Annotated in this window: 12 protein-coding genes, 1 other RNA gene and 1 riboswitch; of the genes, 4 read left to right on the top strand and 9 right to left on the bottom strand. The window is 68.0% G+C overall.

Annotation, left to right across the window (positions count from 1 at the left end; translation table 11 throughout):
- Window positions 1-13: 13 nt before the first annotated feature.
- The 3 genes from AC50X6_RS04405 to ssrA all read left to right on the top strand — a co-directional run bounded on the left by AC50X6_RS04405 (window position 14) and on the right by ssrA (window position 2550).
- Complete coding sequence (locus tag AC50X6_RS04405; protein WP_494965146.1) at window positions 14-1444, top strand: peptidoglycan DD-metalloendopeptidase family protein; 1431 nt, start codon at window positions 14-16, stop codon at window positions 1442-1444.
- Window positions 1445-1582: 138 nt separating this feature from the next.
- On the top strand, window positions 1583-2053 hold the full coding sequence (gene smpB / locus AC50X6_RS04400; protein ID WP_326967382.1) for an SsrA-binding protein SmpB: 471 nt from the start codon (window positions 1583-1585) through the stop codon (window positions 2051-2053).
- 128 nt (window positions 2054-2181) lie between these two features.
- Window positions 2182-2550: a transfer-messenger RNA gene (ssrA, locus tag AC50X6_RS04395) on the top strand.
- Window positions 2551-2720: 170 nt separating this feature from the next.
- Here the strand turns inward: ssrA and AC50X6_RS04390 are convergent.
- A complete protein-coding gene (locus AC50X6_RS04390) occupies window positions 2721-2855 on the bottom strand; it encodes a hypothetical protein (protein ID WP_326967381.1) in 135 nt (44 codons plus the stop codon).
- Between the two features lie 50 nt (window positions 2856-2905).
- A complete protein-coding gene (locus AC50X6_RS04385) occupies window positions 2906-3277 on the bottom strand; it encodes a hypothetical protein (protein ID WP_494965046.1) in 372 nt (123 codons plus the stop codon).
- Between the two features lie 157 nt (window positions 3278-3434).
- Between AC50X6_RS04385 and AC50X6_RS04380 the strand changes: the two genes are divergently transcribed.
- The gene (locus tag AC50X6_RS04380) at window positions 3435-4823 is read left to right on the top strand and encodes an MFS transporter (RefSeq protein ID WP_494965045.1); all 1389 of its coding nucleotides are present in this window, start codon (window positions 3435-3437) and stop codon (window positions 4821-4823) included.
- A 24-nt stretch (window positions 4824-4847) separates the two neighbouring features.
- Here AC50X6_RS04380 and AC50X6_RS04375 read toward each other — a convergent pair whose 3' ends face one another.
- The 7 genes from AC50X6_RS04375 to AC50X6_RS04345 all read right to left on the bottom strand — a co-directional run bounded on the left by AC50X6_RS04375 (window position 4848) and on the right by AC50X6_RS04345 (window position 12086).
- Window positions 4848-5219 (bottom strand): fluoride efflux transporter FluC, encoded by a 372-nt coding sequence (locus tag AC50X6_RS04375; RefSeq protein ID WP_494965044.1) that lies wholly within the window; start codon window positions 5217-5219, stop codon window positions 4848-4850.
- On the bottom strand, window positions 5216-5650 hold the full coding sequence (locus AC50X6_RS04370; RefSeq protein ID WP_494965043.1) for a fluoride efflux transporter FluC: 435 nt from the start codon (window positions 5648-5650) through the stop codon (window positions 5216-5218). The genes AC50X6_RS04375 and AC50X6_RS04370 overlap by 4 nt, the downstream gene beginning before the upstream one ends.
- A gap of 30 nt (window positions 5651-5680) precedes the next feature.
- Window positions 5681-6394, bottom strand: a complete 714-nt coding sequence (locus AC50X6_RS04365; protein ID WP_494965042.1) for a metal-dependent transcriptional regulator — start codon at window positions 6392-6394, stop codon at window positions 5681-5683.
- Between the two features lie 16 nt (window positions 6395-6410).
- Window positions 6411-7697 carry an Nramp family divalent metal transporter gene (locus AC50X6_RS04360; RefSeq protein WP_494965041.1) on the bottom strand — a complete coding sequence of 429 codons (1287 nt, stop codon included), beginning with the start codon at window positions 7695-7697 and terminating at the stop codon, window positions 6411-6413.
- A gap of 210 nt (window positions 7698-7907) precedes the next feature.
- Window positions 7908-8666, bottom strand: coding sequence for a class I SAM-dependent methyltransferase (locus tag AC50X6_RS04355; protein ID WP_494965040.1), 759 nt, complete (start codon window positions 8664-8666; stop codon window positions 7908-7910).
- A gap of 295 nt (window positions 8667-8961) precedes the next feature.
- Window positions 8962-10455, bottom strand: a complete 1494-nt coding sequence (locus AC50X6_RS04350) for an aminotransferase class V-fold PLP-dependent enzyme (protein WP_494965039.1) — start codon at window positions 10453-10455, stop codon at window positions 8962-8964.
- A 35-nt stretch (window positions 10456-10490) separates the two neighbouring features.
- A riboswitch (SAM riboswitch) is annotated at window positions 10491-10604 on the bottom strand.
- Between the two features lie 87 nt (window positions 10605-10691).
- Window positions 10692-12086 (bottom strand): glutamyl-tRNA reductase, encoded by a 1395-nt coding sequence (locus AC50X6_RS04345; protein WP_494965038.1) that lies wholly within the window; start codon window positions 12084-12086, stop codon window positions 10692-10694.
- Window positions 12087-12099: the final 13 nt, after the last annotated feature.

Here is a 12099-nt window from a genome sequence, read left to right as displayed (position 1 = left end):
CAACGAAAAGGGAATGCTCATGACAGCGAAGGTTCGCCGGACGTCTCTGCCAGGGCAGGCCGGCGCCGGCTCTTTCCGCCGCCGCAGCCGCCTGATCGGCGCCGCGCTGGTGCTGGTCCTCGCCGCCGGTATGGGTGCCTCGACTCCGGTGGCATTCGCCGAAAACCTTGAGGACCAGCAGGCCGCGCTCCGGGACGAAGCATCGCGCGTCCAGCAGTCCCTCGAGTTCGTCGACTCCAGAATCGCCCAGGCCGCGTCGGATCTGGTGCTCTTTCAGGGCCAGCTTCCCGGCGCGCAGCAGTCGCTTCTCGAAGCCCAGGGCCGCGTGGCCGGCGCGGTGAAGGAAGTCGAAGCCCTGGCCGCCCGGGTGGACCTGGCGCAGCAGAACAAAGCCAAGATCACTGAGCAGCTCGAGACGGACAAGCAGAAGATCTCCGATACCAGGAAGCTGATCGGGCAGATCGCCACCCAGGCATACAAATCCGGCGGCGTGCCGTCCAACCTGTCCCTGTTCTTCGGCTCGAACCAGGGCGGCAGCCTGACGGACACAATCGACCTGGCCGACCAGGCGATGCGCAGCCAGAACTCTGCGATGGATAAACTCACCCAGCAGAACGCCACCAACGTCAACTCGCAGGCCCGCCTCGAAGCGGTGGAAGCCGAGATCAAAGATCTCAAGGCCAAGGCCGACGCCGCGCTGGCACGTGAGAAAGCCGCCCGCGACGAGGCCGAGGCCAAGAAGGCTCAGGTGGACAAGCTCATTGCCGACACCAGCCGGCTCGACGCGGAACTGCAGGCCGCCAAGCCCGGCATCCAGACCCAGCTTTCCCAGGTCAAATCACAGCAGGACGCCGTCGCCGCGGAAATCGTCGAACGGGACCGCAAACTGCGTGAGGCCTACGAGGCCGAACAGCGCCGCATCGCCGAGGCCGCTGCGGCCGCGGCTGCCGCAGCCGCCCGCGCCCAGGGCCAGAACCAGGCCAAACCGGCTCCCTACATCCCGGCGCCCCCCGGAGCGCCGTCGGCCTTCGGCCTGCGCAGCCCGCTCCCCGGCGCCCGCATCACCTCGGGCTTCGGCTGGCGCGCGACGCCGCCGGGAACCATCGACTTTTACGGTAAGGGTGGCTACATGCACACCGGCATCGACTTCGGCGCGGGCTGCGGCACCCCCGTGTACGCCCCGGCGGCGGGCACCGTCTACTCGGCCGGCTGGGCGGGCGACGGCGGCGGCAACAACGTCAAGATCTCCCACGGCGTGGTCCAGGGCAACTCGCTGACCACGATCTTCTACCACAACGCCAGCGTCGCAGTGTCTTCGGGCCAGCAGGTCAGCCAGGGCCAGCTGATTGCCTATGTCGGCTCGACGGGTAACTCCACGGGCTGCCACTCGCACTTCGAGACCTGGCTTAACGGCCAGGCTGCGGACCCGATAAACCTGCTCTGATCTGCCGGGAGCGTAAGCTTTCCGGTTGCGGAGATGCTCTGCCGTAAACTGGAAGCTCCGTGCCGTACCGGCTGCGGACCCCCTGGCGGCTGGGAACAGCCATTCCGCCAGCCACCACTCGATCCAAGGAGTTCCACCGTGCCGAAAGAAAGTGGCCGTAAGGTAGTGGCCACCAACCGCAAGGCCCGGCACGACTACCACGTCCTGGACACCTATGAGGCCGGGATCGCGCTGATGGGTACCGAAGTGAAGTCACTCCGCGAGGGGCATGCCTCCATGGTGGACGGCTTCTGTACCTTCTACAACGACGAGCTGTGGATGGAGGGCATCCACATCCCTGAGTACCACCAGGGGAGCTGGACCAACCATGCTGCCCGCCGTCGTCGTAAACTGCTGCTGCACCGCGACGAGCTCATCAAGATCTCGCACAAGATCCGCGAGTCCGGCTTCACCATCGTTCCGCTCCAGCTGTATTTCGTGGACGGACGCGCGAAGGTGGAGATCGGCGTCGCGCGCGGCAAGAAGGAATACGACAAGCGCCAGACGCTGCGCGAGCAGCAGGACAAGCGCGAGGCCCTGCGGGTCATGCGCGAACGCAACCGCCGCTGACGCAGGGCCGGAACCTCACCGGACTGTAAAATGGTCCCGCCGCGGGAATGATTCCGGGCAGGTGTGCGCTATGCTTAGTAGTCCGGGAAGGAACCTCTTGGTTCCTGGCCGGTTTGACAAAAAAATACGGGGATGATCGGTTTCGACGATGTTAGTCGCGACAGGTGAAGCGGGCCGAGGATGCAGAATTATCTCGTAAACGCTGTCTGCAAACCAATAAGTGCCGAATCAAAACGCACTGACTTCGCTCTCGCTGCCTAAGCAGTAAGACAGTCCGTCAGCCCGAGGTTGCTATTGCCCCGGATCCTGGCGTCATTTAGATAGCCACTGCTGTTTACCTCCGCCACCGGGGTGAACGGGACTCTTAGGTGACTGGGCCCGGATCAGCCAGCTGTTCGCAGCATGGCAGGGGCCGAGAAAATCCGATGCGAACTGCGCCCGGAGAAGCCCTGACAACACGACATCGGACGGGGGTTCAATTCCCCCCATCTCCACATGGGAGCGCCGGAAACGGAGCTCCACCCCGTATAAGTTTGACGCAGTACAAGCTACACCCAGTACAAAAAGGCCGGAAGCTGATGCTTCCGGCCTTTTTGGCGTGTCAAACAGTCCTTGCGGTGCCGCTCAGCACCGTGACCGCTCGGCCCCGTTGCCGTGCAGCGAACGCTCAGCGCTTCTTGATATGCGCCACAGGGTCCGCATGCGTTTCCGCGACGTTCTTGGTCTTCTTCTCGGCCCGTTTTTCCTTGATGGTCTTCACCGGTTTTTTGGCCTGGTGCCGGTGCGGAGATTTGTCAGGCATTGCGCCCTCCCTAAAGGCAGAGAGGCCGGGATGGCCCCGTGCTCTTTAAGTTACGCCTTCGGCACTGCGACGTCCACGATGCCGACGAACCGGCTTCCTACACCCTCATACTCGCTGCGGATCAGCCCGCTACCGCGCAGCGGGATCTCATCCGAGTGGTGATCCGCGCAGACAACGTAGGTGAAGTCCGGCCACCACTTCTTGGGCCGGGCGGCCTCGGAGAACCCGCAGACCGCACACGTCAACTGGACCCATACCGGGCGCTTGCCCGTCCGGTTGGCCTTGGACTGGACCAGCCACTGCGGGGGATTGTCCAGCAGTGCGCCAAGCTCGGCATCGCTCAGGCGGGAGGGGATACCGTGACGGTGTGCCATTTCCAGCGGAATGTCGAGGATCTGGGCTGCAACACGACGGGTAATCATCCTTCAACGATACGTGACGGCAGGCCTCCGGACGGCCCGGCAGACGGCCCCAGCGCCCCGGCAGACGGCCCCAGCGCCCCGGTGTTAGGCTCATCACAGACCCGTGCCGCCCCCGCACAGCACTGCAGCACAGGAGCCAGCGAGGAAGGCAGCTGCCATGTCCCCAAGCACCGCCGCGGCGATGACCGCCGTCGAGAAACGCGTCCTCTACGTCGCGATCGTCGCGTCGTTCATCGCCTTCCTGGATGGTTCGGTAGTCAACCTCGCCCTGCCGGCGATCGGGCGGGAGCTTGGCGGCGGACTGGTGGTCCAGCAGTGGGTGGTGGATGCGTACCTGCTGGCCCTGGGCGCCCTCATCCTGGTGGCGGGTTCCCTGTCGGACCAGTTCGGCCGGGTACGGGTCCTGAAATGGGGGCTAGCCGGCTTCACGGCCACGTCGGTGCTGTGCGGCCTCGCCTGGAGCGGCGAGTCGCTCATCCTATTCCGCGGCCTGCAGGGGATCGCCGGCGCCCTGCTGGTGCCCAGCTCGCTCGCCATGATCGTGACCGTCTTCACCGGCCCGGCGCAGTCGCTGGCGATCGGGCGATGGTCGGCCTGGACGTCCGGCGCCATTGTGGCGGCACCGCTGCTCGGCGGGCTCTCGGTGGATCTCTGGACCTGGCGGTTGATCTTTTTCCTCAACGTTATTCCGGCCGCGGCGGTCTGGCCGGTGCTGCTCAAACTGCACGAACTGGACCATGAGCGCACACCCGGCAGCCGGATCGACGCGGCGGGAACCTTCCTGGCGGTCATTGGCCTCGGCGGAATCGTCTATGGTTTCATCGAACGGGGCAGCCTGGGCTGGTCGGCCCCGCAGGTATGGCTTCCGCTGGCGATCGGCGCGGCCGCCCTGGCCCTGTTCCTCCGCCACGAGGCCCGGACCTCCGCTCCGATGATGCCGCTGCGGCTCTTCGCCGTCCGCAACTTCGGCTGGGGCAACATTGCGACGGCGGCGATCTACGGCGGGCTCTCACTCGGTTTCTTCGTCCTGGGACTCTTCCTGCAGCAGGTCGCCGGGCTGGGCGCCACAACGACTGGCCTGGCCCTGCTGCCCCCCACCGTTATCCTGCTTCTCCTGTCCTCCCGGATGGGTGCCCTCGCGGGCCGCTACGGGCCCCGCTGGTTCATGACCGCCGGGCCGCTGCTGTGCGCGGCGGGCTTCCTGCTGCTGATGCGGGCGGGCCTGCCGCTGGACTATTTCGGGCAGATCCTGCCGGGGCTGCTGGTCTTCGGACTGGGCCTGGCCGTCACGGTGGCGCCGCTGACGTCCGCCATCCTGGGTGCCGTAGAGCCTGAAGAGGCCGGCATCGGTTCCGCCGTCAACAACGCAGTGGCGCGCATCGCGGGGCTGGTGGGCATCGCCGCCGCCGGGCTGATCACCGGACCGGGGATCACGACGTCGGGCGTGGTCAGTACCGTCGTGGTCACCGCGGTGCTGTTCTTCGCGGGCGCGGTGGCGTCCGCCGTCGGCATCCGCAACCGCCCGGCGACGGCCGGGGTTGAGTAGTCCCCGAGTCAGGAGTCAGGCGGCCTACGCGGTGAGGGCAAGGCCAAGCGCCGCAGCCGCGAGCCCGGCGACGAGGTTGGCGGCGACATTGAGCGCGGCGGCGCGGTACCGCGCCTCACTGGCCAGCCGCACCGTGGCGGTGGTCCAGGAGCTGAAAGTGGTGAGGCCGCCCGCCAGACCGGTCACGAGTCCGGTGCGCCACTCCGGCCCGAGCCCCAGCTCTTCGGTCACGCCCATGGACAGGCCGATGATGAAGGACCCGGCGACGTTGACCAGCAGGGTGGCCCACGGCCAGTGCGCCCGGGGCCCGGGGCGGTGCGCAAACCAGGAGTCGGCGGCGAAGCGCAGCAGGGCCCCGGCAACCCCGAAGATGCCCACCAATAGCGGGGTGATCATGATGTTGCGCCCCTCGCGTCGGCCGGTGCCTTGCCGGCCAGTGCCATGCCGGATTTCCAGCCGGCCGCGGCGGCGCCGAGCCCCAGCACGACGGAGAGTCCCAGATAGGCCAGCCAGATGCTGTGGAAGCCGCCGCGGAACTGCTGGTCCACTGAGTACACCACCGCGGAAAACGTGGTGAAGGAACCCAGCAGCCCGGGGCCGAGGCCGGCACGGAGCCAGATGGCCGTGCGGGGCCGCGCCATCCAGAGGGTGGTGAGGGCGGCGAGGACAAAACTCCCGGCGACGTTGATCACCAGGGTGGTCCACGGCACGGCGCCGGACGCCTCCGGGAACAGCAGGCCGGCACCGTAGCGCAGCTCCGTTCCGAGCAGGCCGCCGACGGCGACGGCCGCCCACGCACGCCAGCCGGGCGGCCCCGGGCCTGTCACCGCAGGGCCTTCCGGCACGGTGCCCGCCACTTAGCGCCCGTCGACGCTGCAGCCGGCGTGGGCCGCGCCGCTGTGGACCCACAGGGCGGCCGCGACTTCCCCGGCGAGGTCGAATTCCCGCAGGATCCCGCCGGAGCCGATGCGCACCACGAGCGCCCCGCCGAAGGGCTTCCGTCCCAGCACCTCGACGTCGGCGTCCAGATCGATCTCTTCGGCCGCAAGGTAGCGCAGCAGTTCGGGGTTTTCATCGCTGATCCGGGTGATCCGGCCGGTGTGGCCGTCGTCGAGTTCGCTCATCCGGTGCGCCGGCGGCATCAGCACGGAGCCGTCGGCGGCCGGGATCGGATCGCCGTGCGGGTCCCGGACCGGATTCCCCAGCTTGGCGGCCATCCGCTCGATGAAGGTGTCCGAGACGGCGTGTTCTAACAGCTCGGCTTCGTCGTGGACCTCGTCCCAGCGGTAACCGAGCTCCCGGACGAGGAAGGTCTCGATCAGACGGTGCCGCCGGACCATGGACAGGGCCAGTGTGACGCCGTCGGGCGTGAGGGTGATGGCGCTGTAGGGCTGGTGGTCCACCAGGCCCTGGTCCTTGAGCTTGCGGACCATCTCGGAGACCGAGGAGTTGGCGACACCCAGGCGCTGCGCGAGCTGCGTCGAGCTGATGGGTTTGTCCTGCCACTCCGTGAAGGTGTAGATGACTTTGACGTAGTCCTCAATCGAGGAGGAGGGTGCACCGGTCTTCACGGACCCAACCCTACCGTCAGCCGGCGCCGGTGAGCGTGAGCCACAGCAGGACGACGTTCAGCGCCACCACCAGCACCACGCTGACGATGCCGGCGATCCGCAGCGGCATGCCGTCCGCGAAGCGGCCCATCAGCACCTTGTCGCTGGTCAGTACCACCAGCGGGATCAGGACGAAGGGAATGCCGAAGCTCAGCACCACCTGGCTGAGGATCAGACCCCAGGTGGGGTCGAAGCCGACGGACAGCAGCACAACCGCCGGGATCAGCGTGACCACGCGCCGGACCATCAGCGGGATGCGGATCTTGAGCAGTCCCTGCATGATGGTTCCGCCCGCGTAGCAGCCCACAGAGGTGGAGGCCAGGCCGGAGGCGAGCAGGCCGACGGCGAAAACGACGCCGATAATCGGGCCCAGATTGGCCGTAATCGCCGCGTGGGCCCCCTCGATGGTGTCGGTACCGGCCACGCCGCCAAGGGTTGACGCCGCCAGCAGCAGCATGCCGATGTTCACCACCCCGGCGATGGCAAGGGCCACCACGACGTCGAGACGGGTGGCCTTGACAAGCCGGGTGATCGCGGGCAACGGAACGTGCAGATGCGGGTTGGGGCGGTGCCGGTCCCGGGACAGGGCCGAGTGGACGTAGATGGCGTGCGGCATCACGGTGGCGCCGAGCATGCTGGCGGCCAGCAGGACGGTGTCCGGGCCCTGGAAGCCCGGGATCAGCCCGGCCGCGACGCCGGCCGGATCCGGCGGGCTGATGAAGAGCCCGGCCAGGAAGCCGATGCTGATGATGCCGAGGAGGAAGATGATGACGAATTCGAAGGGCCGCTGCCGGTTTTTCGCCTGCACCGCCAGCAGGAGCATGGATACCGCGCCGACGATCACGGCCCCGAGCGGGAGCGGCAGTCCGAAGAGCAGGTACAGGGCGATGGACCCGCCGACGACCTCGGCCAGGTCGGTGGCCGCGGCCACGATTTCGGCCTGGACCCAGAAGGCGCGGCGCCAGACGGGCCTGAGGCGTTCGCCGAGGATTTCCGGCAGGCTCTTGCCGGTGACGATACCGAGCTTCGCGGACTGGTACTGGACCAGCACGGCCATGACGTTGGCGGCCACCAGGACCCAGACCAGGAGGTAGCCGTACTGGGCACCGGCGGTGAGGTTTGCCGCGACGTTGCCGGGATCCACGTAGGCAATCGAGGCCACGAACGCCGGGCCCAGCAGGCCAAGCAGGGCCCGGCGGGCGCCTGGTTTCCGCCCGGGACGCACCTTCGGCGCCGATGGTTGGTGTCCGGTTACTTCCAGCACGGCGGGCCCCTCTGGATCGGTTGGTCAGCTGGTCCGCCGTGAGAATGGTCGGTTTGCCAGCCATGACGCCCGGTGTGGGCTGGCGGTGCGGCCCACGCCATTGTTTGTAGATACCTGCAACAAGTTGTTAGGCCTACCGAAACGATAATCCTCTGCGCGGGTAACGCGCAATCCGGCCGGAAAGAGCGCAGCGGTTACGAGACGACGTCGTCAGGCCCGGAATGCGCGCCACGTCTGGGCCAGGTAGGGGAGCCGCAGCAGCTCTCCGGGCCCGTGGCCCAGCTGCCCGTGCAGGTACCAGTCGAGATTGACCAGCACCTTGGTCCGGGTCGGCTCCGAGGCCTTCAGATAGTAACTGCGGGACTTAGCCAGCGCCAGGATGTCCGCGGTTGTGACCGGGTCCTCCCAGCGGGTCAGGTGGCTCTCCAGACCGGTGAATTCCGGACCCAGCGGCGGCGTGAAATGCGGTTTGTGGACATCCCCGGCGTGCATGATCCGGGAGAGCCGGTGGACCCACGGGACCGAGGTGTCCAGCTGGTTCCAGATCAGGCCCAGGACGCCGTGCGGGCGCAGGATCCTGGCGAGCTCCTTGCTGGCCGGGAGCGGATCGCACCAGTGCCAGGCCTGGGCGACAGTGACCAGATCGAAGGCTTCGCCCGGCAATCCTGTGTGTTCGGCGGTGCCGGTGACGGCGGAGACGGCCGGGAGCATCCGGCGCAGCTGGTCCAGCATGCCGGCGGACGGATCCACTGCCACGGTGTGCAGCCCGCGTGCGACCAGCAGGGCGGTGAACTTTCCGGTGCCGGCGCCGATATCCGCAGCGTCCTGCGCCCCGGCCGGGATCAGCCAGTCGGCCGACTCTGCGGGATAGCCGGGGCGGACCCGCTGGTAGTGTTCGCCGCCGTCCTGGAAGCTCTGCCCGAGCTCCTGGCGGCGCTCGCGGTCCAGTTTGGGGCCGCCGCGTGTCACGTGCGATCTCCTTCGGCCAGATCCGGATGGTACCTTTCGAATTTACCGCACGCTGCGGAGGAGCGTTTCCAGCCCAGACCGCTAGCTCGGGCCGCTAGTGGTCATTTTCCCCGGGTCGTCGGGGTCAGGCTGGACCGGGTCCTTCACCTGCCGGGGGACATGCCCATTCTTCGCACCCGGGACTGGGCAAAATGGCACTATGTCCGCCCGCTGGCCCCGGGGCGGGGCATGTCCCTGAGCCCGGCCATCCCACACTCCCGGATCCGGACCCCCGACGAACTAACCAAAATGTCCGCTAACCCAGGCCGCAGGGTGCCGCCCCGGCGGTGCCGGGCGTGTTGGGCGCCCACTGCGGGTAGCTGCGGGAGTCGTTGGCCGGCACCCAGCGGCCGGCATCCACCACATAGTCCCAGCCCAGTCCGTTCTGCCGCAGTTCCTCCAGCCCTGCCAGCAGCCGCTGGGCATCCTCCAGCCGGGAGCCGACGCCGAAGCTGGCCCGCAGCGAGCCTGAGGGCAGCCCGAGCCGGCGGAGCAGCGGATGCGCGCAGAAGCGGCCGTCACGCAGGCCGATGCCGTGCTCCGCGGACAGGTACGCGGCCACCAGGCCGGCGTCGTAGCCCGCCACGGAGAAGTTGACGACGCCGATGCTGCCGCTTCCCGGCCCGCCGCCGTCAGGCCCGCCGTCGTCAAGGCCGGAGTCGGAGAAGATCCGGTGGACGGTGACGCCGTCGATCCGCTGGAGCCCCTCGACCAGGAACGACCGGATGGTGTTCTCGTGGGCCTGCCACTGCTCCGGATCCAGGGCAGCGATCACCTGGGTGGCCCGGGCAAGGGTTGCGGCGCCCAGAACATTGGGGGAGCCGCCCTCGTGGCGGGCCGGCCCGGTGGTCCAGCTGACCGTATCGAGCCGGGCGTCCTGCACCGCTCCGCCGCCGGCCAGGTGCGGGGTGCCGGCGTCCAGCCAGTCCGGCCGGCCCACCAGGACGCCGGCGCCGAACGGCGCGTAGAGCTTGTGGCCGGAGAAGGCGAGGTAGTCGACGTCGTCCGCGGCGATGTCGATCCTGCGGTGCGGGGCCAGCTGGGCGGCGTCGACCACGATCCGGGCGCCGAACTCGTGGGCCAGCGCTGCCAACGCGCGGATCGGCAGGATTTCCCCGGTGACGTTGGAGGCACCCGTCACGGCGAGCAGGCTGACACCGCCGTGGGACAGTTCCCCGCGGAGCCGCTCCAGTGTGGCGGCCACGGTGGGGGCGGCCACAACGCTGCGGTGCGGGACGGCCTGCCACGGCAGCAGGTTGGCGTGGTGTTCGATGTCGAGGAAGAGCACCTCGCCGGTGTGTACGCCGCCGGCGACCGGCAGGCAACCGGCGAGCAGGTTCAGCGAGTCGGTGGTGTTCCGGGTGAAGATCACGGAGTCTTCCGGGCGTCCGCCCACGAACTCGCGGACGATCGTCCGGGCGTTCTCGTACACTGACGTGCTGATCTGGGAGGCGTAGCCGGCACCGCGGTGGACGCTAGCGTAGTAAGGCAGGATCTCGTTCAGGTAGGCCGAAACGACGGACAGCGCGGGGGCGGAGGCGCCGTAGTCCAGATTGGCGTAGCGGACGTGGCCGCCCTGGATCAGCGGCGCCTGGATCTCGGCGCCGGTGACCGCCGAGAGCGGCTGGCGGGCGACGGCGAACGCGTCGTCCGGGCGCCCGGCGTCGGCACCGGCGGCTGCACCGGGGTGGATTCCGGGGTGGATTCCGGGGGCAAATCCGGAGCTGGCAGGAAAAGTGGCAGTCGTCATGGGACCTCGCTCGAAAAGGGACCCCATGTGCCGGGGATCCGCGCTTGCCGGGTCCGTTCCGGACCGGCCAGGTCGTCACCCGGGGCACCCCGCCGCGAAGGGAGGGTTGCCGGCCAGCAAACCGGGGTTTAGCGCTGGCACTCGTGACCTGCTTCGAGCCTAGGACATCCGCGTCGGCGGCGGAAAGGGAGGGCATCAATGTGAAGAGCATTGTTACGCGCCAGGGCCCGCCGACGCTACGAAGCCGCCGTGTCCGGTTCTGTCGCTTCACAGCGCGGCTGATTTAGCCAGGCCAGCCTCCCGCTGCCGGGCGGGCGGGGACTGGTGGGCTGAACGCTGATGCCGAACAGGGCATCCAGCGCCGCCGTGTAGTCGTCCCGGCGGCCGGCCGCCGCCAGTTCCCTGGCGCGGACCGTCGGGATATGGAGCAAACGCCGGACAACGCGCCGCAGGGCAAAGTTCACCTCGTCAGCCGGGGCGCCGCAGCCATGTTGCTTCCGGACCCGCTCCATCTCGGCTTCGAGAACCTCCTGGATGTGCCGGCGCAGCGCCACGACAGCGGTGTCGACGGCGCGGATTTCCTCGTGCTCCTCGAAATGACGCGCGGCCTGCCGAACCAGCGCCCGGGCGAGGTGAAGTGCCTCAATGTCTGCCGAAGGGGCGGCGAGCTGCACGGACGCCAGAGTGATCAGTTCAACGCCTGACAGATCGGCCACCTGTGGATCGAAGTCGTGGCTGGGGGCGAGATCAATCACAGTGACGGCACGTCCCGCATCCTCCCGCCAGTCCGCCAGAGTGGCAGCACTGATGCGTGCCCCAGCCCCGCTGCAGCCAACGATGACGTCTGCCCGGGCAATGGCCGGGGGTAACTCCCGGGCCGTCAGCGCCTTGCCTCCCCGGGCCGCGACAAATTCATCCGAGCGGCCCGACTGCGAGAAAACGGAAATCGTTGTACACCCCCTGGATCTGAGGATCTCTGCAACGCATGAGGCATAGGCTCCAGTGCCGAATAGGACCACCGAGGTGTTGGCGAGGGCCCGTTGCCCGGATCCGGCGGCGATGTCAAGCGCCACAGACGCAATGGACCTGCCGGCGCTGCTTAGCGCGGTCCGGGCACCAACGTTCTTCGCCGTGCGGGAGGCTCCCTGGAATAGTCGGACCAAACGTCCGCTGGCGGTACCGGCAACTTGTGCTTCGGTAAGGGACCGGCGGACCTGGCCGGCAACTTCGCGTTCGCCCACAACAGAGGAATCCAGGCCGGCGGCGACGGCAAAGAGATGCTCGGCCGCAGTGGATCCTTGGTGGTCTTCGAACAGCGCCGTGAGCTGTTGGACGGCCAGTCCGGTGCAGCGGCCGACAGAACCGAGGGCAGCGGAGCGGGCGGCCGCCACCTCGGTGCCGGAGAAAACTTCGCAGTAGATTTCAAACCGATTGCACGTCGACAGAACCACCGATCCGGTCACGGCGGAACTGCTGGCCAGGAGGTGAGCGGCCAGGTCCGATGAACCGGCGTGCAGCCGGGCGGCCACCTCAATGTCGAGATCCCGGTACTTCGCTGCTAGCACCAGCAGGATCGGTCCGGCCGCGTCGTCCCGGGGACCGGAATCCATGGTTTCAAAAGATGCCGGCATGGCTGCAATCCTC

The organism is Pseudarthrobacter sp. HLT1-7 (assembly GCF_059383435.1).
This window is presented reverse-complemented; position numbering and strand designations above follow the sequence as displayed.